Annotated in this window: 23 protein-coding genes; 14 read left to right on the top strand and 9 right to left on the bottom strand. The window is 63.5% G+C overall.

Translation table 11 applies throughout. The features are described 5' to 3' along the window. Positions 1–191 precede the first annotated feature (191 nt). From tssH to sbmA, 4 genes are all read left to right on the top strand, one after another. Positions 192–2981, top strand: a complete 2790-nt coding sequence (tssH, locus tag F3H98_RS25185; RefSeq protein ID WP_149763090.1) for a type VI secretion system ATPase TssH — start codon at positions 192–194, stop codon at positions 2979–2981. Positions 2982–3051: 70 nt separating this feature from the next. Next, positions 3052–3405, top strand: coding sequence for an ArsC family reductase (locus F3H98_RS25180; protein ID WP_149763089.1), 354 nt, complete (start codon positions 3052–3054; stop codon positions 3403–3405). A gap of 141 nt (positions 3406–3546) precedes the next feature. Continuing rightward, positions 3547–4713, top strand: a complete 1167-nt coding sequence (locus F3H98_RS25175) for a YbfB/YjiJ family MFS transporter (RefSeq protein ID WP_149763088.1) — start codon at positions 3547–3549, stop codon at positions 4711–4713. A 119-nt stretch (positions 4714–4832) separates the two neighbouring features. Next, the gene (sbmA, locus tag F3H98_RS25170; protein ID WP_149763087.1) at positions 4833–6089 is read left to right on the top strand and encodes a peptide antibiotic transporter SbmA; all 1257 of its coding nucleotides are present in this window, start codon (positions 4833–4835) and stop codon (positions 6087–6089) included. Positions 6090–6096: 7 nt separating this feature from the next. Here the strand turns inward: sbmA and F3H98_RS25165 are convergent, their stop codons facing one another. Continuing rightward, the gene (locus tag F3H98_RS25165) at positions 6097–7104 is read right to left on the bottom strand and encodes a polysaccharide deacetylase family protein (protein ID WP_149763086.1); all 1008 of its coding nucleotides are present in this window, start codon (positions 7102–7104) and stop codon (positions 6097–6099) included. Between the two features lie 138 nt (positions 7105–7242). Here F3H98_RS25165 and F3H98_RS25160 point away from each other — a divergent pair, with 138 nt between their 5' ends. The 9 genes from F3H98_RS25160 (at position 7243) to F3H98_RS25120 (ending at position 14211) form a co-directional block, all read left to right on the top strand. Further along, on the top strand, positions 7243–7809 hold the full coding sequence (locus tag F3H98_RS25160) for an NnrU family protein (protein WP_149763085.1): 567 nt from the start codon (positions 7243–7245) through the stop codon (positions 7807–7809). A gap of 102 nt (positions 7810–7911) precedes the next feature. Continuing rightward, the gene (locus F3H98_RS25155) at positions 7912–8577 is read left to right on the top strand and encodes a tetratricopeptide repeat protein (protein WP_149763084.1); all 666 of its coding nucleotides are present in this window, start codon (positions 7912–7914) and stop codon (positions 8575–8577) included. Positions 8578–8586: 9 nt separating this feature from the next. Then, positions 8587–10023, top strand: a complete 1437-nt coding sequence (gene der / locus F3H98_RS25150) for a ribosome biogenesis GTPase Der (protein ID WP_149763083.1) — start codon at positions 8587–8589, stop codon at positions 10021–10023. Positions 10024–10185: 162 nt separating this feature from the next. Then, positions 10186–11370, top strand: coding sequence for a cell wall hydrolase (locus F3H98_RS25145; RefSeq protein WP_149763082.1), 1185 nt, complete (start codon positions 10186–10188; stop codon positions 11368–11370). Positions 11371–11589: 219 nt separating this feature from the next. Next, a complete protein-coding gene (locus tag F3H98_RS25140) occupies positions 11590–12000 on the top strand; it encodes an AtpZ/AtpI family protein (protein ID WP_149763081.1) in 411 nt (136 codons plus the stop codon). A gap of 35 nt (positions 12001–12035) precedes the next feature. Further along, positions 12036–12785, top strand: a complete 750-nt coding sequence (locus tag F3H98_RS25135) for a F0F1 ATP synthase subunit A (protein ID WP_149763080.1) — start codon at positions 12036–12038, stop codon at positions 12783–12785. A gap of 69 nt (positions 12786–12854) precedes the next feature. Further along, positions 12855–13079: a F0F1 ATP synthase subunit C gene (locus F3H98_RS25130; RefSeq protein ID WP_149763079.1), complete on the top strand. Its 225-nt coding sequence runs from the start codon at positions 12855–12857 to the stop codon at positions 13077–13079. 69 nt (positions 13080–13148) lie between these two features. Then, complete coding sequence (locus F3H98_RS25125) at positions 13149–13718, top strand: F0F1 ATP synthase subunit B (RefSeq protein ID WP_149763078.1); 570 nt, start codon at positions 13149–13151, stop codon at positions 13716–13718. Between the two features lie 13 nt (positions 13719–13731). After that, on the top strand, positions 13732–14211 hold the full coding sequence (locus tag F3H98_RS25120) for a F0F1 ATP synthase subunit B (RefSeq protein ID WP_149763077.1): 480 nt from the start codon (positions 13732–13734) through the stop codon (positions 14209–14211). Positions 14212–14366: 155 nt separating this feature from the next. On the opposite strand, the gene F3H98_RS25115 is transcribed toward F3H98_RS25120, so the two are convergent. Together F3H98_RS25115 and F3H98_RS25110 are read right to left on the bottom strand one after the other, a co-directional pair. Beyond that, positions 14367–15044: a ribonuclease HII gene (locus F3H98_RS25115; RefSeq protein ID WP_149763076.1), complete on the bottom strand. Its 678-nt coding sequence runs from the start codon at positions 15042–15044 to the stop codon at positions 14367–14369. A 219-nt stretch (positions 15045–15263) separates the two neighbouring features. Further along, entirely contained in the window at positions 15264–16418 is a 1155-nt protein-coding gene (locus F3H98_RS25110; RefSeq protein ID WP_149763129.1) for a PA0069 family radical SAM protein, read from the bottom strand. Positions 16419–17374: 956 nt separating this feature from the next. Between F3H98_RS25110 and F3H98_RS25100 the strand changes: the two genes are divergently transcribed. Further along, on the top strand, positions 17375–17884 hold the full coding sequence (locus F3H98_RS25100) for a glycosyltransferase (protein WP_149763075.1): 510 nt from the start codon (positions 17375–17377) through the stop codon (positions 17882–17884). Between the two features lie 51 nt (positions 17885–17935). Here the strand turns inward: F3H98_RS25100 and moaB are convergent, their stop codons facing one another. The 6 genes from moaB to F3H98_RS25070 all read right to left on the bottom strand — a co-directional run bounded on the left by moaB (position 17936) and on the right by F3H98_RS25070 (position 21697). Next, complete coding sequence (gene moaB / locus F3H98_RS25095; RefSeq protein WP_149763074.1) at positions 17936–18487, bottom strand: molybdenum cofactor biosynthesis protein B; 552 nt, start codon at positions 18485–18487, stop codon at positions 17936–17938. Next, on the bottom strand, positions 18480–19376 hold the full coding sequence (locus F3H98_RS25090) for a 4-(cytidine 5'-diphospho)-2-C-methyl-D-erythritol kinase (protein WP_149763073.1): 897 nt from the start codon (positions 19374–19376) through the stop codon (positions 18480–18482). The genes moaB and F3H98_RS25090 overlap by 8 nt, the downstream gene beginning before the upstream one ends. Positions 19377–19386: 10 nt before the next feature. Continuing rightward, a complete protein-coding gene (locus F3H98_RS25085; RefSeq protein WP_149763072.1) occupies positions 19387–19572 on the bottom strand; it encodes a hypothetical protein in 186 nt (61 codons plus the stop codon). A 91-nt stretch (positions 19573–19663) separates the two neighbouring features. After that, on the bottom strand, positions 19664–20533 hold the full coding sequence (locus tag F3H98_RS25080) for a S49 family peptidase (protein WP_149763128.1): 870 nt from the start codon (positions 20531–20533) through the stop codon (positions 19664–19666). 134 nt (positions 20534–20667) lie between these two features. Continuing rightward, on the bottom strand, positions 20668–21441 hold the full coding sequence (locus F3H98_RS25075) for a tRNA1(Val) (adenine(37)-N6)-methyltransferase (protein WP_149763127.1): 774 nt from the start codon (positions 21439–21441) through the stop codon (positions 20668–20670). A gap of 31 nt (positions 21442–21472) precedes the next feature. After that, entirely contained in the window at positions 21473–21697 is a 225-nt protein-coding gene (locus F3H98_RS25070; RefSeq protein ID WP_149763071.1) for a putative signal transducing protein, read from the bottom strand. Positions 21698–21868: the final 171 nt, after the last annotated feature.

The following is a 21868-nucleotide window of genomic DNA, read 5'->3' as shown; positions in this document are numbered from 1 at the left end:
AAAGAGCGCACACAAAATTCGTTATCCGGCAACAAATTTCAGATCAGAAGCACTATGGGTAAGTTCTGAGCGTGAAAAATTTCATTGTGCCGAACCTTTGCCTTCTCTACTCCACTGCATGAGGCTCTCTTTGTAAAGCCGCTTTTTGTATGGCAGGTTATTGGCAGACGATCGGTCACAGGAGCAGTCCGATGGAGGCAGGCGGTGCACAGCGGCGCGGAAGCTCTCAGGGCTTCAAGCGCAAGGAACTGGTCGCGAAGCTCAACCCGACTTGCCAGCAAGCATTCAAGGCGGCCGCCGGCGCGGCCAAGCTGCGCGGCAATCCCTACGTCGAACTCGCCCACTTTATTGAGCAGCTGGTGCTTTCCGACCGTTCGGACGTTCAGTTCATACTGGCCGACGCTGGCGTCGACAGCAGCCGCATAGCCGGCGACATGACGCGGGCGATCGACAAGCTGCCTTACGGCGCGACATCCATCGAAGAGTTTTCCGACCATATCTTCCACGCCATCCAGGAGGCCTGGAATCTGGCCGGGCTCGAATTCGGCGCGGATGAGGTGCGCAGCGCGTACATCGTGCTTGCCTGCCTGAAGACTCCGGTGCTCGAAGGGCTGCTGTCGAAGATCAGCGGCGAATTCGACAAGATCGATGCCGACGGCGTCATCGGCCGTTTCGCCGATGTGGTTGAAGGGTCCCTCGAAGGCGCTGCGGCGGAAGCCGCGCCCGCTTCCGCCGAGGCGCCGAAACGGTCGCTCGGCGGCGATTCCGCGCTGGCGAAATATGCCACCGACCTGACGCAGCGCGCCCACGACGGCAAGATCGATCCTGTCGTAGGACGCGATCCGGAGATACGGCAGATCGTCGACATCCTGATGCGACGCCGGCAAAACAACCCGATCCTGACCGGCGAGGCCGGTGTCGGAAAGACAGCGGTGGTCGAAGGGTTTGCGTTGCGCATCGCCGAGGGCGATGTACCGCCTCCGCTTCAGGGGATCAGCGTCCGCATGCTCGATGTCGGCCTGATGCAGGCGGGCGCCAGCGTGAAGGGCGAGTTCGAAAAACGCCTGAAGGCGGTTATCGACGAGGTGCAATCCTCGGAGACGCCGATCATCCTTTTCATTGATGAAGCCCATACGCTCATCGGCGCTGGCGGAGCGGCTGGCACGGGCGATGCAGCAAACCTGCTCAAGCCTGCGCTGGCGCGTGGCGAACTGCGCACTATCGCGGCAACCACCTGGGCCGAATACAAGCAGCACATCGAGAAGGATCCTGCACTCACCCGCCGCTTCCAGGTGGTGAAGATCGACGAACCGGCGGAAGCGGTTGCTCTGCTGATGTTGCGCGGCGTTGCCGGCGTGCTGGAGAAACACCACCAGGTGCAGATACTCGACGAGGCGATCGAGGCCGCGGTCGGCCTGTCGCATCGCTATATTCCGGCGCGGCAGTTGCCGGACAAGGCGGTGAGCCTGCTCGACACGGCCTGCGCCCGCGTCGCGGTCTCGCAGCACGCGACGCCGGCCGAGGTGGAGGACATTCTGCGCCGCCGTCAGGCGCTGGAAATCGAGCGCGCCATTATCGGGCGCGAAGAGGCGATTGGCATCGAGGTCGCCGACCGTCAGGCGCGGGTCGATGCCGGCTTGGCCGAAGCCGAGATGTCGCTTGCGTCCGCACAGGAGCGTTGGGAACGCGAAAAGGCGCTCGTCGCCGAAATACTCGACCTGCGCAAGAAGTTGCGCGGTGAGGGCGTGCCGCTCGATCCGGAGCCGGACGTAGCCGAAACGGGCGAGGGCGAAGGTGTCGAAGCAATTGAGCCTGCGGCCGGCTCAGCCGAAACCGGAGGTGCGGCCGAAGAGCTTGCGGCGGAGCCGGCGACAGGCGAGGAAGTGCCCGATAAGGCCGCCGATCTGGCGCGGCTGCGGGAACTCATGGCGGAACTCGCCGAAGCACAGGGCGAGACGCCGCTGATCCTGCCTTCGGTAGACCGCAACGCGGTGGCAGCCGTCGTTCAGGATTGGACCGGCATTCCGACCGGACGCATGCTGTCCAGTCAGACGGAAAAGGCGCTGCGCCTTGCCGCAACGCTTTCGGAGCGCGTCGTCGGCCAGGACCACGCGATGGAGATGATCGCCAAACGCGTGCAGACCAGCCGTGCCGGGCTCGGTGCGCCGGAAAAGCCGGTCGGCGTCTTCCTGCTCTGCGGCCCTTCTGGCGTCGGCAAGACGGAAACCGCACTTGCGCTGGCGGAGACGCTTTATGGCGGCGAGCAGAACCTCATCTCGATCAACATGTCCGAATTCCAGGAGGCGCATACCGTGTCGACATTGAAAGGCGCGCCGCCCGGATATGTCGGTTATGGCAAGGGAGGCATCCTCACCGAGGCGGTTCGCCGCAAGCCCTATTCGGTCATCCTGCTCGACGAGGTCGAGAAGGCGCATCCCGATGTGCACGAGATATTCTTCCAGGTTTTCGACAAGGGCATGATGGACGACAGCGAAGGGCGGCGGATCGACTTCAAGAACACGCTGATCCTGCTGACTTCGAATGTCGGTTCTGAGGTCATCATGGACCGTACCGACGGCGGCCGGGAGCGGACCGGGCATGATGACCTCGATCAGGCGCTGCGTACCCCTTTGCTCAAAGTCTTTCCCGCCGCGTTCCTTGGCCGTGTGGTGACCATTCCCTATTATCCGCTGTCGGACCAGATGATCGAGGCGATCACGCGCCATCAATTCGGCAAGATCGCGCGCCGCCTGCGCGCTAGCCACGATGCGGAACTGGTGATCGGCGATGGTGTCATGGACCTGGTCAAGGCGCGCTGCACCGAAATCGAGTCGGGAGGGCGGATGATCGATGCGATCCTCACCAACACGCTGCTGCCGGAACTCAGCCGCGGCGTGCTCAACCGCTCGCTGGAAGGCGAGAAGATGACGAAAGTCACCGTCGGCGCCTCCGATCAGGGTTTCACCTACGCGTTCGAATAGCTATACGGACATCCCGTAAGCGGACCGCCGGTGGTCCCGCGTGCCGGCGACAATTTCAGGGAACGTCCGATTGACCACCAGAATCTATGGCATCAAGAACTGCGACACCATGAAGAAGGCGCGAACCTGGCTGGAATCGCATGGCGTCGCTTATGATTTCCACGACTATCGCGTCGAAGGGCTGAACCGCGAGGTCCTGGCCCGCTGGTGCGATGAACTCGGCTGGGAAACCTTGCTGAACAAGGGGTCGACCACGTTCCGGGCCTTGCCGGATGCCGACAGGAAGGATCTCGATCGCGAGAAGGCGATCAAGCTGATGCTGGCCGAGCCCACCATGATCAAGCGGCCGGTGCTCGACGCCAAGGGCAAGCTCATGGCGGGCTTCAAGCCGGAGCGTTACGAAGCAGCCTTCGCCGCTTATTAACAGCGTCGGCTTTGCGTTCGTTGCCGGTACCGGTCCTTTCCAGGAGCCGGTCGAAGCATCATCCCGATCAATCGCGATTGGCCCAATAGCCAGACGCTGCAACCGGATTGTGTCTCGCGTCGCGGCCAATATGGTCGCGCCATGGACAAGGCCCCAGCCAACCCGCTCCGCTATGCGATTGCCGGCATGACCGCCATGGCCGTGGCCATGGGCATCGGCCGTTTCGTCTACACGCCGATCTTGCCGAGCATGATGGAGGAAATCGGTCTGTCGGCGTCGAATGCGGGGCTTATCGCGTCGGCCAACTATCTCGGCTATCTGCTCGGCGCCATCGCGGCCGCCGGCGGCTGGGCGCATGGGCGCGAGCGTGCCGTCATGCTGGTCTCGCTCGCAGCAAGCGCGCTGCTGGCCGGAGCGATGGGGCTGACCGAAAACCTCGCTGCCTTCACAGCGATCAGGTTTTTCGCCGGTGTCGCCAGCGCCTTCGTCATGGTTTTCGTCATCACCATCGTCTTCAGCCATCTGGCCGCGGCTGGCCGCAATAGCCTGCAGGCGCTGCATTTCGGCGGCGTCGGTGTCGGCATTGCCGTTTCTTCGGTGATGACCGGCGCTTTGGTGCTTGCAGGTTCTGCGTGGCCGGCGGGATGGCTTTGGTCCGGCGCGTTGTCGATCGCCGGCTTCCTCGTTGTCCTCCTGATGATCGATCGCGGGCCCCTGGTCGGCGGCATTGCGCGACGCGAGCCGCAATTGCCGAAAAGTGGAGCCCTTGCCAAGATCATAGTCGCCTACGGCCTGTTCGGTCTCGGCTACATCGTCACCGCCACCTTCATCGTCGCGATCGTCCGCCAAGGCGACGGTGGCCGGCTTTTCGAATCCGCCGTCTGGCTGGTCACTGGCCTGGCTGGAATTCCCTCCGTCTACCTTTGGGCAAGGATGGCGCCGCGACTCGGCCTGACCGCAACATTCGCACTGGGCTGTATCGTCGAGGCCATAGGCGTCGTTGCCAGTGTCAGTCTCGGCGGAGTTGCCGGGCCGCTGATCGGTGGCATCCTGCTTGGCGGCACTTTCATCGCGATCACCGCAATCGGCCTGCAGGCGGGGCGCTTGCTGGCGCCTGCCGCGCCGCGCCGCGCGCTAGCCCTGATGACGGCATCGTTCGGCACCGGCCAGATTCTTGGCCCCATCGCCGCCGGATACCTTGCCGACTGGACAGGCAGCTTCGTCGTGCCATCGATCGGAGCGGCTCTCGTGTTGTTGTTGTGTGCGGCAATCGGCTACGACGCCGGCCGCAAACAGGTGCTTGCCTGAGAACTTTCCGCCAGATTTTGCCGTAAAGCATTGCCAGAAGGGTCTTTTCATCTGGACATGAAGTGTGACTTCATGTCCGGAACGCGTGCCGTTGATCTGCCCCCAAAGGAACAGCCGAAATGTTCGTATCGTTTTTCCCGAAGCCGAAGCTGTTTTTCACCAGCGCTGCAGCGTGGGCGCTCTTCGGAATCCTGTTGTGGTTTTTCGGCGGGAGGGAACTGGGCGCCGCCTTCGGCATGGGACCGGCACCTGCGGATACACCACCAATCCTCGGCGTTCCGATTTTCTGGTCGGGTCCGTTTATCTGGTTCTACATCTATTTCTTCGTCATGCTGGCGGCGTTTTATCTGTTCTGGCGGTTCTACGCCCCGCATCCCTGGCTAAACTGGTCCATTCTCGGATCTGCGATGATCCTTTTTTCGACCTACATATCTGTCGAGCTCTACGTCGCGCTTAACAATTGGCGTCGCCCCTTCTTCGATCTCTTCCAGAAAGCCCTGACTACCGCCGGGTCGGTCTCGCAAGGTGAACTCTACAGCCTGTTCTGGATATTCGCCTGGATCGCCATGGCGAACGTCACCCTGTTTGTGTTGACCAGGTTCTATGTCAGCCACTACATTTTCCGCTGGCGCACCGCCATGAACGATTTTTACATGGCCAACTGGTCGAGGCTGCGCCACATCGAAGGCGCATCCCAGCGTGTCCAGGAAGACACGATGCGTTTTTCGACCACCATGGAAGGCCTTGGCGTTGCCTTCGCGGACGCCATTCTCACGTTGATAGCCTTCCTGCCCGTGCTGGCGATGCTGTCGGACAACATCACCGAACTCCCGCTGGTGGGTGCGGTGCCTTATTCGCTTGTGGTTGCGGCACTCGCCTGGGCGATCTTCGGAACGAGCCTGCTTGCATTGGTGGGCATCAAGCTTCCCGGCCTCGAATTCCGCAACCAGCGTGTCGAAGCGGCGTATCGAAAGGAACTCGTTTACGGTGAAGACGATTCCAGCCGGGCTCAGCCACCGACCGTCGCCGAGCTTTTCGCGAATGTGCGCCGCAACTACTTCCGGCTTTATTTCCACTACGCCTATTTCAATATGTTCCGCTCCGGCTTCGGGCAGGCGGATGCGATCTTTTCGAGCGTGATTCTGATACCGACCATCGCTGCAGGCAAAATCACGCTGGGCATCTGGCAGCAGATTCTCACCGCGTTTGGCCAGGTGAGCTCGTCCTTCCAGTATCTGGTGAATGCGTGGCCGACGATCGTCGAACTGATCTCGATCTACAAACGTCTGCGTGCCTTCGAGGCGACGCTGGACGGGGCGCCACTGCCCGACATCGATCAGCGTTTTATTGAAAGACCCCAGGAAGAGCCTGTCTGAGCCGACCTCACCCACCCACCGCCGCGCCAGGCCGGTCGTCCGGGCTGGCCGGCGTCGGTGCGGTCCGCTTCAGGTAGTCCCGGTAGCTGACGCAGGCCACTTCGGGCTTGACGCAGACTTCCTCGGCGAAGCGCTCCAATGCGCGCCAGTAAGCGCCGCCGTTCATCAGCGTGAAGTGGAAGCCGACCTGGAACGGCACGCGCTTGCCGTTGTATTCCTGGTCGAAGGAAGCGAGGAAAGCGTCATAGGCGCGATCCTCGAAATTCTTCGATTCGCTCGGCCGTTCCAGCCCGCCGGAATGGCGCACGAAAAGATTATAGTCCATTGCGATCACGCGGCGCGCCTTGGGTCCTTCGGCAATTTGCGGCAGCGCGAAATGGGTGAGGCCAGCATCGCTCGCCGGTTCTGCCGGTCCGCGCGAAATACCGCTGGCGTCGTAGGAGAATTTGTCCTCGGCGAGTGCGGCATAAAGAGCCTTGCTGGTCGACAGGTAAGGCGCTCGAAAGCCGCTTATCTCCTTCTCGGCGAAACGCCGCCAGCTCTTGGGTTCTCCGGCAATGCCGTTCGCCGCATAGGCGTCGCGGACGATTTTTCTGAATTGCGAGAACTCGGCCAGCCAGTCGGCCTTGCTCCACTGCGCACCATCGAAATGGCCGCAGCCGTGGCTCGCAATCTCATGCCCCTCGCGGCGGGCCGCCGAGATTTCAGCGAGCCGTGCGCTGACTTCGTTCCTGGACAGAGCGAAGCCGACATTGGATTTTCCCGCACCCTTGCCGGGCGCCTGGTAGTTGCGGCGCGTTTCCGGCGACAGCAGGAAGACGCAGGACAGGAAGTAGGTGAACTTTGCGCCGGTCCTGGCGGCGAGATCGCGGCTGCGCTTCCATTGCGCCACGTCATGGGCGCCGTCGAAGGAGATGATCACATATTGCGGGCGTTTGGCCGCATCAGCCAGAAGCGGCGAGGCGCTGGCTAGCAGCGCGGACACAGCGGCACAAAGACGCAAGGGTACAGACATCGGTGTCAAACTAGCATGTTATCAGCGGGATGACGCAGCTAGGAGCAAAATGTGGCGCCGGTGCGTCGCGTTTCAAGGGAGGCATGGCGCCGCCTTGCCGCCTGCGCTAGCCTTGCGCCAGCCAGCGCGGAGCCAGCCATGTTTCTCCTGATTGTCGGTCTCATTGTTTTCCTTGGCGTCCATTCGGTTCGTATCGTGGCGCCCGATTGGCGCGAAGCCCAGATCGCGCGTTTGGGAGAAAACGGCTGGAAGGGCCTTTACTCCATTGTCTCGCTTGTCGGTTTCGTTCTGCTCGTCTGGGGCTATGCACGCGCCTGGCCTGTTGCTCCCGTGCTTTACGAGCCACCGGTCTGGATGAAACATGTTACCGCTGCGTTGATGCTGCTGGCTTTTATCAGCCTGATGGTCTGGCGCTTCCCTGCAGGCCGGCTAAAGCCGGTGCTGAAACATCCGATGCTGCTTGCCATCAAGATCTGGGCGTTCGCGCATCTGCTGGCCAATGGCGACCTCGCCTCGCTGATCCTTTTTGGCAGCTTCCTGGCCTGGGCCGTTTGGGACCGCATCGCAGTCAAGCGCAGCGGCGAGGCGACAGTCGCCGCCGGTCCGGTGAAGTGGGATTTCGCGGCGGCCGTTGCGGCAACGCTGCTTTACATCCTTTTCGTCTGGAAACTGCACGCCTGGCTGTTCGGCGTCTCGCCGTTCTGAGCGATTTTCTGCCTCGCCCCTTCCATGCGGACAAAATTCCGCTTAAACGCAGGCCCACACAAGCCCTGATAAACGGGCGCGAAGAACAATTCGGTAGATTTGATGTCGGACGACAGTTTCATCCGCGAGGTAAATGAAGAGATCCGCCAGGATCAGGCGAGGGCGCTGTGGGACCGCTATGGCCCTATCGCCATCGCGATCGCGATCTGCGTGGTGCTCGGAACGGCTGCCTTCGTGGGCTACAATTATTGGGTGGAAACCCGCGCCAACCGCTCGGGCGACGATTTTTCGCAGGCGCTCCGGTTGGCCAACGACGGCAAGAGCGATGAGGCGCTGAAGGCGCTTGAAGCGCTGGAGACCGGTGGCCACGGCGCTTATCCCGTGCTTGCCCGGCTGCGTGCGGCGACGGTGCTCGCCGGCAAGGGCGATTTTTCCGGTGCGGTCGCCGGCTTCGACGAAGTTTCGGGCGATGCATCCATCCCGGTCGCAATCCGCGACATGGCGCGGCTGAGGGCTGCCCTCGTGCTGGTCGACCACGGCACCTATGCCGATGTCGCAACCCGGGTCGAGGTGCTGAACGCCGACAACAATCCCCTGCGTCACTCGGCCCGCGAATTGCTCGGCCTCTCCGCCTGGAAGGAAGGCAAGTCGGCCGATGCGCTGAAGTTCTTCGAGCAGGTCTCGGCCGACGACGCAGCACCCCGCAACGTGCGCGAGCGCGTTAATCTCCTTACCGAACTGATCCGCGGTTCGGGCAACGCCTCGTGATTGTGGCTGATGAGCTTCAAGGTAGCGATCATCGGCCGGCCCAATGTTGGCAAGTCGACGCTTTTTAACCGTCTTGCCGGCAGGAAACTTGCGCTCGTCGACGACACGCCGGGCGTAACACGCGACCGGCGTATCCATTCCGCCAAGCTCTACGATCTCAATTTCGACGTCATCGACACCGCCGGCTTCGAGGATGCCGCGGCAGCGACCTTGCAGGGTCGCATGCGCGCGCAGACCGAGATGGCGATCGAGGAAGCCGACCTGGTTTTCTTCCTCATCGATTCCAAGGCGGGCCTTTTGCCCGACGACCGGACCTTTGCTGAGATCGTCCGCCGTTCGGGCAAGCCGGTCGTGCTGGTCGCCAACAAGGCTGAAGCCCGCGGCGCCCAGAGCGGCATGCTGGAAAGCTGGGAGCTTGGCCTCGGCGAGCCGGTGCCGGTGTCGGCCGAGCATGGCCAGGGACTGCCCGACCTGCGCGATGCCATCATCGCGGCGATCGGCGAAGAGCGCGCATTCGGCGATGAGGCCGAGGAAGAGGCTGTCGCCGAAAGCGAGGTCCTGATCGGTGAGGACATCACCGACCCCGACGCCGACGAAGCCGCCGCCGCCTACGACGAATCGAAGCCGATGCGCATCGCTGTCGTCGGCCGCCCGAACGCCGGCAAATCGACGTTGATCAATGCGTTGATCGGCCAGGAACGGCTGCTGACAGGCCCCGAAGCCGGAATCACCCGCGATTCCATCTCGGTCGATTGGGAATGGGGTGGCCGCAAGATCAAGCTGTTCGATACTGCAGGCATGCGTCGCAAGGCGCGGGTTCAGGAAAAGCTCGAAAAACTGTCCGTTGCGGATGGCTTGCGCGCCATCCGTTTTGCCGAAGTCGTGATCGTCGTTTTCGATGCGACAATTCCCTTCGAGAAACAGGATCTGCAGATCGCCGACCTCATCATCCGTGAGGGGAGGGCGCTGGTCATCGCCTTCAACAAGTGGGACATGATCGACAACCCGCAGGAGAAACTCGCCGAATTGCGCGAGATGACCGACCGGCTGCTGCCACAGGTGCGCGGCGTCCAGGCGGTGACGATTTCAGCCGAAACCGGCCGCGGGCTGGAAAAGCTGATGGCCTCGGTCATCAAGACCCATCAGGTCTGGAACCGCCGTGTCTCGACCGGCAGGCTGAACCGCTGGCTGGAAGGCATCCTGACCCATCATCCGCCCCCCGCCGTCGCCGGCCGCCGGCTGAAGGTCAAATACATGACGCAAGCCAAGACGCGGCCTCCGGGCTTTGTGGTGTCCTGTTCGCGCCCCGACGCCATGCCGCAATCCTACGTGCGGTACCTCGTCAACAATCTGCGCGAGGCGTTCGACATGCCCGGCGTGCCGATCCGCATGGCCTTGCACGCGTCCGACAATCCGTTTGCCGGCAAGGCAAAAAAGAAGCGCTGAGTTTCCTTATCCTCCCCCCGGCTTCCGCGGCGAAACGGCACACAGCGCCGTTTTTTTGCCGTGGTCTCAATGCGGCCAAAGACTGGCCGTTAACGCGGCATCAAGGTTAATGCGCCATTATCCATCTTCTGTTGGGTGAGTTGCGTACCGGAGAGGGTGTTCGTGCATCGACGAATTGTGACGCGGCTGCGTGCCGCCGCCGCGAGACAGGACAGGTCTTCGCTTCTTACATCGCTGGTCATCGGGCTTGGTATCTGGGTCGGTTTCCCCACCGTCGTCGCATATCAGGACATGACGAGCATGGTTTCGGGCGCAGAGTCGCAAGGCGCGCGCTGGAATTCCTTTGTCGAGAAGGCCGCCGCCGGCTCGGTGCACGCGGCCGAAATGCCCTTCGCCAATGCTGATGCCACCGGCTCGCTCTCCGGCGCCGGGTTTTCCGCGCCCGGCATCGGCACGGTGACGTTCCGCGGCAAGGCCGCCGCCAATGACGTGCCCGACGAATTTCGCGTCAACCGGGCCGACAAGCAGGGCCGTCTCGTCCAGATCGCGCCGGTTGCGCCGCCGAAGTCCTTCAACGCCGGATCGGTCTTCGAGCGCTCCAGCTCGTTGCTGAAACCGACGCTGGACGGTGAATTGAAGATGGCGTTCGCCGCACCGGCCATCAAAGGCAAGGAAATCGAGATCGCGGCAGCCTTCCATGCCAAGCAGGACAAGAAGGCCGCCCCGGGCGTTCCAGTCATGCTGGCATCGCTAGTGACCAACGATACGCCCGACGTTCTCGCCACCGCCTATGCGCCCGCGGAACCCGACTATGCCAAGGCATCGCCTTTCGAGACGCTGCTTCGCAACGAAGACCCCAACCAGGGCCGCTTTATCCCTCCGATCGCCAAGGGCGACCACGCCTGGATGAGCCAGCCGCTGCCGCCGAGCGTCTTTTCCAAGGCAGAGCAGAAGTGCCTTGCCAACGCCATCTATTTCGAGGCGCGCAGCGAAAGCCCGAAGGGGCAGGCGGCGGTGGCGCAGGTCGTTCTCAACCGCGTCCGCAATCCCGCCTATCCCAACTCGATCTGCGGCGTCGTCTACCAGAACGACAACTGGCGCAACCGCTGCCAGTTTTCTTTTGCTTGCGATGGCATCAAGGACCGGGTGCTGAGCCCTTCCCACTACCGTGTTGCCGAAGACATCGCCATGGCAGTGACTGCCGGCAAGATCTTCATTCCCGAGATCGGCTCGTCCACGCACTATTACGCGACCTATGTAAATCCGGGCTGGGCGCGGACCATGCAGAAGATGAAGAAGATCGGCCTTCATATCTTCTATAGGACCTATGGCGGCGGCTGGAGTTGAGCCTTCTGGCTGGCCGAGAGTCTCCCGGGATTCGCAGCCTGCGGCGCCCCGCACCACGCGGGCAGGATGTCGCAGTAAGCCAAGATATTGATTTTGCTGTATTAAATACATGCAGAGAGTCTCCTTGCCGTGGCTTGACTGGGGCAGGTCCGCTAACTATGTTGCCGGCGACTTTGAAGCGGACAGCAGGTTGAAAGCTGGCCGGGCACGGAGGTTGCGGTGGCCACACCCATTCGGCCAGACGAAACCGGTAAGAACGGGCCTGGAAACCAGGAAAAGCCTGTCGTCCAGGACGACGATCTCGAGCGCCGCCGGCGTGATCTCGAAGCAGTTCTTGCAGCGAGGCGGCCGGAAAAACGGACCGGGAGCGAAGGCACGAATTCAGGCGGCGCCGCCGGATTTGGGCAAGCATTGAAGCTTTCCAGCGAATTCATCGCGGGAATTGCTGTCGGTGCGGCCCTTGGCTGGGGGATCGACCGCATGGCGGGAACTTCCCCGTGGGGACTGATCGTGTTTCTGCTGCTCGGTTTTGGCGCCGGGGTCTTGAATGTGCTGCGCTCAGCGGGGCTCGTTGCCGAACCCGGTCCGAAAACGCCCGGCAAGGGCAGCGGCGGACCGGACAAGAAGTGAATGGCGCCCGCGGGCGCATGATGTGAGGGGTTAAGGTGGCAAACGATCCGATCCACCAGTTCCAGATTTCGAAATGGATTCCGATCGAAATCGGCGGGCTCGACTTCTCGTTCACCAATGCCTCGGCCTTCATGGTGGCGACTGTCGCCGCCGCCGGCGCGTTCCTCTACCTGACCACCTCCAGCCGTGGCCTGGTTCCGGGGCGTCTCCAGTCGATCTCGGAAATGTCCTACGAATTTGTGGCGTCTATGCTGCGGGATGCGGCGGGTTCGCACGGAATGAAGTTCTTTCCGTTCGTCTTTTCGTTGTTCATGTTCGTGCTCGTCGCAAACCTGCTCGGCTTGTTCCCCTATTTCTTCACCGTCACCAGCCATATCATCGTCACCTTCGCTCTGGCGCTGCTGGTCATCGGCACGGTCGTCGTCTACGGCTTCTACAAGAACGGCATCGGCTTCCTGAAACTGTTCGTGCCGTCGGGCGTTCCTGGAGTTCTGATCCCGCTTGTCGTGCTGATCGAGGTTATCTCGTTCCTGTCGCGCCCGATCAGCCTTTCGGTTCGTCTGTTCGCCAACATGCTGGCCGGCCACATCACGCTGAAGGTTTTCGCCGGCTTCGTGACGTCGCTGAGCGCGTTTGGCGCCGTCGGCATCGCCGGTTCGATCCTGCCGCTCGCCATGACGGTGGCGATCACCGGTCTGGAATTTCTGGTGGCCTTCCTGCAGGCCTACGTCTTTGCGGTGCTAACCTGCATGTACCTCAACGACGCCATTCATCCGGGCCACTAGGAAAATTTCGCCGGCGGTTTTCCGCCACCCGAAACTGAAGTTTATTTGAGATCCACAAGGAGTTGGACAATGGAAGCAGAAGCAGCAAAGGCAATCGGTGCGGGCATCGCCTGCCTCGGCATGGGCGGTGCGGGCATCGGCCTGGGCCACATCTTCGGTAACTACCTCGCTGGCGCGCTGCGCAACCCGTCGGCTGCCGACGGCCAGTTCGGCCGCCTGATCTTCGGCTTCGCCGTGACCGAAGCTCTGGGCATCTTCTCGCTGCTCGTCGCTCTCCTCCTGCTCTTCACCTAAGAGCCGGACGCACAAGCGATTTGGCCGGCCGCAGTGTTGCGGCCGGATCGAGCGGACAGGGGAAGTTAAATGTTTGTGACACCGGGATATGCGCAGGAAGAGGCTCCGGCCCTGGACGAAGCGCACACCGTCGAAGGCCCTGAGCATGGCGGTGGTTCGTTTCCTCCGTTCGACGCATCGACATTTCCGTCGCAGATCCTGTGGCTCGCGATCACCTTCGGCCTGTTCTACCTCTTCCTGAAGAGGGCGGTGCTGCCGCGCATCGGCGGCATCCTGGAAAATCGCCACGGCCGCATCCAGCAGGATCTCGATCAGGCAAGCCGCCTGCAAGAGGAAGCCGACGCCGCCGTCGCCGCCTACGAACAGGAATTGACGGATGCCCGCGCCAAGGCCAACGTCATCGGCCAGGAGGCTCGGGACGGCGCCAAGGCGAGTGCGGAAACCGCACGCAAGAAGGTCGAGGCGAGCCTCGACAAGAAGCTCGGGGACGCTGAAGCGCATATCGCTTCCATCAAGGCCGCGGCCATGAAGGAAGTCGGCACCATTGCCGAGGACACAGCCGGCGCGATCGTGCAGGAACTGGTGGGCGGCAAGCTCGACAAGGGAACGATCGCGGCCGCCGTCAAGGCCGTCAGGTAACGGGGAGCGCGCCATGGACGCAACATTCTGGGCGTTTGTCGCTCTCATCATTTTCCTCGGCATCGTCTTCTACATGAAGGTGCCGGGCATGATCTCGAAGTCGCTCGACCAGCGTGCTGAGAAGATCCGTGGCGAGCTCGACGAGGCCCGCCGCCTGCGTGAGGAAGCCCAGCAGCTGCTCGGCGAATACCAGCGCAAGCGCAAGGAAGCCGAGCAGGAAGCCGGCGACATCGTCGCCGCCGCCAAACGCGAGGCCGACCAGCTGGTCGTCGAAGCGCAGAAGAAGACCGAAGAGTATGTCGCCCGCCGCACGGCTCTGGCCGAGCAGAAGATCGGGCAGGCTGAACGCGACGCGGTCAACGAAGTGCGCGCGAAAGCCGTCGATATCGCCGTGGAAGCCGCGCGCAAGCTGCTCGGCGACACGGTCGACACCAAGGCTGGCGCCGATCTCTTCAAGACCTCGCTGCAGCAGGTGAAGGCCAAGCTCAACTGAGCAGGCAATTCAGGAACCTTTTGAAAAGCCGCTTGGGCAACCAAGCGGCTTTTTTTGTTGTGCAGGATCTGCCGTGGATCGCACCGGGCGCCGTTCGAAGCTCCCGCTCGCGCCACGCCTCGACATGAAGGTCGCGGGAGCCGAAGCCCGAGGCACTAATCGGCTTCGGCCATCTCTGTTTCGCCGAGACGGAATGGCGCGAAGGAAACGCGGTGCAGCCTGGCTATGGGGCCGTGATTGCCGATCGCGGTGCGGTGGCGCGGCGTGGCGTACCCCATATGCGCCTCGAAACCGTAGTGGACGTGGACCTGGCCGCAGCCGGACATCATGCGGTCGCGCATCACCTTGGCGACGATCGAGGCCGCGGCGATCGACTGCGAGCGCTGATCTCCCTTGATCAGGGCGCGGCCGGGGCAGGGCAGGCCGGGCGGGATGTCGCGGCCGTCGGCCAGCGCCAGCTTGGGCTGCAGGCTGAGGCCGGCTGCGGCGCGGCGCATCGCTTCCAGGCTGGCGCGCAGTATGTTGATCGTGTCGATGCCTTCGGCGCAGATCGACGACATCGCGACGCCAAGCGCGCTGCCGAGAATGATGTCGAACAACGCCTCGCGCTGCTCTGCGGTGAGGCGTTTCGAATCGTCGAGGCCTTCCGGGATTTTTTCGGGATCGAGGATGACCGCAGCCGCCACCACTGGTCCGGCAAGCGGGCCGCGCCCGGCTTCGTCGAGGCCGGCGACCGGCCACTGGCCCTCGGCCATCGCCCGCCTTTCGACCGAGAAGTCGGGTCTCTCGATGATCTCGAAGAGGGGCGGAGAATCGGAACGCGCGCGAGCCATGGTGCGGCGAGGTTCGCATCGGCTCCGATTCTCCGCAAGTCCTTCCCGACCGAATGGGGCGGCGGTCCGGGAAGGCACCGTCAGGCGGACAGGGGAGTGGCCGGACGGGATTTTTACAGCGCGTCGCGCCGAATGGGATTCGGCTTCCGCGCTGTAATTTCTTGTTTATGCATGTCGTTTCTCCCGAAACCGAGGACACTTTCGGGCGACATGCACCAGTCACAGAAGGCTGAGCTGCTCACCCTGCCTAGCGGGCGCGCGGAACAGATCGTTGCGCAGCCGGGTCCGTTCGGAATTGAGACCGAGCTTGCGTGCGGCGATCTCGAAGCGGCGACCGATCTGCCAGGCATAAGGCCCGGCGCCCTTCATCCGCTTCCCGAACTCCGAATCGTAATCCTTGCCGTCGCGCATCGAGCGGATCAGCGACATCACGTGCCGGTAGCGGTCGGGATAATGGCGCAGCAGCCAGTCCTTGAAGATCGGCGCAACTTCCAGCGGCAGCCTGAGGATGACGTAGCCGGCATCGCGCGCACCGGCGGCGCGCGCCGAATCGAGGATGCGCTCGATCTCCTGGTCGGTCAGCCCCGGAATGATCGGCGCCACCATGACGGAAGCCGGGATGCCCGCTTCGCTAAGCTGCCTGATCGCCTCCAGCCTCTTGGTCGGCGTCGAGGCGCGGGGCTCCATCACCCGGGCGAGCATGCGGTCGAGCGTCGTCACCGACAGCGCCACCTTGGCAAGCCCGCGCTCGGCCATGCGCGACAGGATGTCGATGTCGCGCGTCACCAGCGCCGACTTTGTGACGATGCCGACGGGGTGGTTATGGGCATCGAGCACTTCGAGTACCTCGCGCATGATGCGATACTGCTTCTCGATCGGCTGGTAAGGGTCGGTGTTTGTGCCGATGGCGATGGTGCGCGGCTGGTAGCCGTCCTTCGACAGTTCCCGTTCCAGGAGCTTGGCCGCGTCGGGCTTCGCAAAGAGCTTTGATTCGAAGTCCAGCCCCGGCGACAGGCCCATATAGGCGTGGGTGGGCCGGGCGAAGCAGTAGACGCAGCCATGCTCGCAGCCGCGATAGGGATTGATCGAGCGATCGAAGGAAATATCGGGCGTTTCGTTGCGCGTGATGATGGTCCGCGGCTTTTCGACCTGCACTTCTGTCTTGAAGGGCGGCAGCTCTTCCAGCGAGTTCCAGCCGTCGTCGAAGACGTGCCGGCTGACCGGCTCGAACCGGCCGGACGGATTGATGCCCGCCGACCGGCCACGGTTGCGGTCGGGACGCACGCGTATTTCGCTCTGCTCGATCATCGCATTCGCCATTTCGGCCCTGCCTTGTCCAAAAGCAGCAATGTCTGCGCGGACGATCTGTTCCACTTTGGCTCGTTCCCACGGGGTGTCGGAGGTCTGGCGAATCGCGTTGTTCATGAAACTATTCCTATTTCCGGAATGAGAACAAAGCAAGAACTTTTTGTAAGGCCGGATGAAGACGCATCGGCAGGCGCTCCTGCAAGACCCCCTCTCCGGTTTGCTGCGCAAACCACCTCTCCCGCTTCGCAGGGGCGAGGAACCGCTGCCGCGATGCCGGCGCCTCTCCAGCCTGGGTTCCTCGCCCCTGCAAAGCGGGGGAGAGGTGTCGAGGCGAAGCCGAGACGGAGAGGGGGTTTTCATCAACACAAGCTTCTCCGTCGCCACGCCCCGTTTCCGGTCTGGCCATTAGGTGGAAGAAAGTGGGAAGCGGGGCGCTGGTTCAGCACCTCGTAAGTAAGTAATCTGGCGCCTTCCCAGCGCCCCGCCGGTGTTCTTGCCCTCCCGCAGGGAGCGCGGGTTTTCAGACCCGCGAACTAGCCTCGGTTAGGGCCCGGACCTGCGGGTTCATTCCCCCAGCGACACCACCGTCAGCGCTGCCGATCCGGCACCGTCGCCCTCCCTGATACCCGGTGCGCACCAGGTTCCCGTGAGGGCGATGGCTGCATTATGCGGGAGCGGCAAAGGGGTGTGGATAAACGGCGAGAGAAGACTACTGACAGATGCTGACAAGGTGGGGTTGGGGAGGCGCGAGGGAGAAGCCGGTTTCCGAGAGTTTGTGTTCCTTCGCGCCCCCCTCTGGCCTGCCGGCCATCTCCCCCACAGGTGGGGAGATCAGTCGCGTCGCTGGCTTCGCCCAATCGCCGACGCTGAAGGTTGAGCGTGTAGCCGAAGCTGCCAATCTCCCCACCTGTGGGGGAGATGGCCGGCAGGCCAGAGGGGGGCAACCTAGGGCATTTAGCTTCCCGACGTACGCCTCACCCTCCCAACTGGCATTCCGCTCCGCTTTCGGCTACGCCGGAACCATGCTTTCCGTGCTGATCGAAACGAGGAATGACGAGGAGGCGCTGGCCCGTACGCTGGCCTCGCTGATTGGCGGCGCCGTCGAAGGCGTGGTGCGCGAGGTGATCGTCTGCGACAAGGGGTCGACCGACCAGACGCATTATGTCGCCGAACATGCCGGCTGCCAATATCTGGCCGAGGGCGGCTTAGCCGCCGGCATCGCCCAGGCGAAAGGCGACTGGCTGTTGTTGCTGGAGCCCGGCGCGCGGCTCGCCGACGGCTGGATGGAGGACGTGTTGCAGCATGCGGCCAAGCAGACGATGGCGGCCCGCTTCTCGCGTTCGCGCAGGGAGCGCACGCCTTTCCTGGCGCGTGTGTTCACAAGCGGGCGGGCGCTCGCCGAGGGACTGCTGATCACCAAGCGGCAAGCAACGGTGCTTTCCAGAACCGCAGGCAGTGCCGAGGCAATCGCACGCGGCCTCGCGACCAAGCTGCTTGCGGCGGAAATTTCCGTCGCGCCGCCCAGGAAGTGACGGTGCCTGCTCCCGGTAAACAGGAAGGAGGGCGAAGCGGCACCCGATGCTCTACGCCGTCTTGCCGGCGCCGCGTTTCAGGTGTTCGTCCAGGCGCGGCATGATTTCCACGAAATTGCAGGGCATGTGGCGGTAGTCGAGCTGCGCCTTGAGGATGCCGTCCCAGGCATCCTTGCAGGCGCCGGGCGAACCCGGCAGCACGAAGACGAAGGTGGCGTTGACGACGCCGCCGGTCGCCCTGGACTGGATCGTCGAGGTGCCGATCTTGTCGAAGGAAATGCGGTGAAAAACTTCGGAAAAGCCGTCCATGCGCTTTTCGAAGATCGGTTCCAGCGCTTCCGGCGTCACGTCGCGGCCGGTGAAGCCGGTGCCGCCCGTGGTGATGACCACATCGATCTTTTCGTCATGCGACCACGCCAGAACCTGATCGCGGATTTTTTCCTTGTCGTCGGTGACGATGGCGCGGGCAGCAAGGATATGGCCGGCCTCGGCGATGCGGTCGGCGAGCGTCTGGCCGGACTTGTCGTCGGCAAGCGTGCGGCTGTCGGATACGGTGAGCACGGCGATGCCAACCGGGACGAAGGCGCGGTTTTCGTTACCCATGCGCGTCGGCCTCCGATGCCACGCTGCGGGTCGCGGCGACGAACCAGCCGGGCTGGCGGGCGCGGATGGCGGCCGCGGCGCGTTTGGCCACATTGCCGGTCTCGAACAGGCCGAAGCAGGTGGCGCCGGAACCCGACATGCGGGTGAAGCCGGACCCGGCGCGGTCGAGTGCTGTCGCCGCAGCAGCAATGGCCGGCTCGATGGCGCGGGCCGCCGGCTCGAGGTCGTTGCGGGTGGTCTCCAGCCAATTGCGCAGCGAATGGAAGTCGATTGCCAGGGGAAGCGGCGGCAGCTTTTCGCCGTCGCGTTTTGCCAGCGCAGCGAAGACGGCGGCGGTGGGCACCGCGACGGCCGGATTGACCAGCACCAGGCCAAGCGCCGGGAAATTCGGCAGTAGGGAGAGTTCGTCGCCCACCCCGCACGCGATCAGCGGTTGCGCGGCAAGGCACATCGGCAGGTCTGCCCCGAGCGAAAGGCCGATGCGGGCAAGGGCCGCGTCATCGTCGATGGCCCACAGATCGGCCAGCGCGTGCAATGCCGCCGCCGCGTCGCTGGAGCCGCCGCCGATGCCGGAGGCCACCGGCAGGTTCTTTTCGAGCACAATGGCGACGGGGGGGCAGGCGCTGTCGGGGAAGGCGCTGCGCAGCGCATCGCGGGCGCGCAGCACAAGGTTCCCGGCATCGAGCGGCACATGGGCGGCGAACGGCCCGCTGACTGCAAAACTGTCCTCATCGGAAGCCGTGACGGTGACACGATCGCCGAAGCGGGTGAAGACGGCGAGGCTGTCGATGAGATGATAGCCGTCGGCGCGCCGACCGGTGACATGCAGCGCAAGGTTGATCTTCGCCGGCGCGAGCCGCGCGACTGTCTGGGCAGGCGGGGAATCCATGCGGGTGGTGTCAGTCCTTGGCGAGCCGGTATTCGCCGGTCTCAGGGTCCTTGACCAGCGTGCCCTGCGTGCCGGTGGCGGCCTGATGCTCCTCGCGGCGCACCCTCGCGGTGACCCGCTCGGCCTCCTTGATGAAATGCCTGTAGCCATACCAGGCGACCAGAGCGATCAGGGCGAAGAAAATGAGCTGTGGCATTTCTCTGCTCCTCCCTTGGAGAGCGGGCCGGCCGGAAAAACCTCGCCGGGAAGGTGCCGAAGACGGCATGATAGCCGCCTTCGGCGATCATTCAAAGGCCGAAGCGGCTCCACAGCGCGCGTTCTTCCGCCGCATCGATGAGCCCGCCGGCCGCAGCCTGCGCGATGTCGGGCGCTGAAAAGCCGGAGTTGGAGCCGAAGAAGCCGAGGCCGCGGCCGAACAGGCCGCGCGGCGGCGTTATGAGCTTCAGCCGCGTCTTGGCGCCGTAGCGGTCCTTCAGCACGGCGCGCATGTCGCCGAGTGCGTCGACGAGGCCGAGCGCTAGGCCGCGCTTTCCCGTCCAGAACAGGCCGGTGAACAGGTCGGGGTCGTCGGAAAGCTTTGTGCCGCGGCGCTCCTTGACCAGGTCGATGAAAGTGTCGTGGACTTCCAGCTGCAGCGCCTTCAGCCGCTCGACGTCTTCCTTCTTTTCCGGCCGGAACGGGTCGAGCACGGCCTTGTTCTGACCGGCGGTGTGGACACGGCGCTCGACGCCGATCTTCTTCATCAGCTCGGGGAAGCCGAAGGAGGCGGAGACAACGCCGATCGAGCCGACGATCGAGGAGGGGTCGGCGATGATCTCGTCGCCGGCCACCGCGATCATGTAGCCGCCGGAAGCCGCCACGTCCTCGACGAACACCAGCACCTTCCTGTTGTGCTCGGCGGCGAGGTCGCGGATGCGCTTGTAGATGAGGCGCGACTGCACCGGCGAGCCGCCCGGCGAGTTGATGGAGATGGCGACGGCCGGTGCGTCGGGAAAGGCGAAGGCCTTCTCGATCAGGCCGGCGGTGGAGGCCAGCGACAGATAGGGGCGGAACTGGCCGCCGCCGCTCATAATGGCGCCGTGCAGGCGGATGACGGGAATGGTGACCGCGTCGGAACGCATCGACTTCGGCGTCAGGCGGCGGAAAATGCGTCTCAGCAAGGAGGTCTCCAGAATATGGTTAGAGGGCATGTAGGCATTCGCCGGCGCTGCGCAATGCCGGCCTGGAAAACTCGACGCTTCACGCGTCGATTCTGAAGTGTGACGGCATCCCTTCGGGACGCGCGGCGCTGTCAGTCGCCAAACAGCGAGGCGCGTCCATTGTTGATGGCGTCGGCTTGCGGCGAAAACAAGTCGCCGGCAGCATCATGCAGCACCAGCGCCGGCATCAGCGAAAGGCCGGCGCGCGAACCGCGCACCGCCCGCACGACGATGCGGATGGCTGGCGCATCTGCATGCGGCTGGATGGGCACGATTTCGGCGCCACCGAAGCGGCCACCGAAAGCTGCCAGGATGGCCGACAGCGATTGCGGCCGGGCGATCAGCGCCAGGCCGCCGCGCGGCCGCACGGTCGCCGCCGCGGTGCGGATCCAGCGCTCGAACAGGCCGTCTTCCATGACATGCGCCTCGATCTTCAGCGCGTCCGGCGTTGCCCTGTCCTTGGCCTCGTTGAAGGGCGGGTTCATGATGGCGAAGTCGAACGAAGCGTCGGCGAGGCCAGCAGCGACGCGCGCCTTGCCGGCGAGGGTCACGTCGGCGGCGAGAAGCGAGACGCGGGCGCTCAGATGCGCGTTCTGTTCGAGCGCAAGCGTGCGGGCGGCAAAGTCGGCCATTTCGGCGGAACGTTCGACCAGCACCACATCGGCCCCGGGGCAGCGGGAGGCGACCGCCAGCCCCGCCGCACCCGCGCCGGCGCCGAAATCGGCAAGCCGGCCGGAAAAGCCGGTCGGCACTGCGGCGGCGAGCATCATGGCGTCCATGCCGGCGCGATGGCCCTTGCCGCGCGGCTGCACCAGCCAGAAATTGCCGCGGTGGAAGGCGTCGATCGTCTGCGCGGTCGATTTCATGACTGTGACGACGAAACCATCATCGAGGCCGTCAGCCGCCTTCGATCTCGTTGGCGATCCCTGCGTCGACGAGGATTTTCCGCGCCGCGTCGGCATCGTCTTCGGCAACGAGGATGCGGCGCGGCAGCACGCCGATCGAGCCGTCGAGCACGCTCATGTTCTGGTCGGCGACCATGAATTCGATGCCGGCGTCGCGCATCAGCGCCTCGATGAACGAGATCAGTACGGCGTCGTTGGTTCGGACAAGTTCAATCATGGGTGAAGGGTGGCAGGTTGGGAGGGCGAGGTAAAGGGGGAAGGGGAGGCTTGGGTCTGGCACGTCTCCAATAGATCGATTGTGTTGAAAAAGTCGGTGTTGCTGCGAGCTTGAAGTCCTGATTCACTGGTTTGAGTGAATCGGGGGCGCGGCCGATGATGGGCGAACGGA

The organism is Neomesorhizobium albiziae (assembly GCF_900114255.1).
Taxonomy (GTDB): Bacteria; Pseudomonadota; Alphaproteobacteria; order Rhizobiales; family Rhizobiaceae; genus Neomesorhizobium; species Neomesorhizobium albiziae.
Note: the sequence above shows the minus strand (reverse complement) of the source record. Positions and strands in the feature narration are given on the sequence as shown.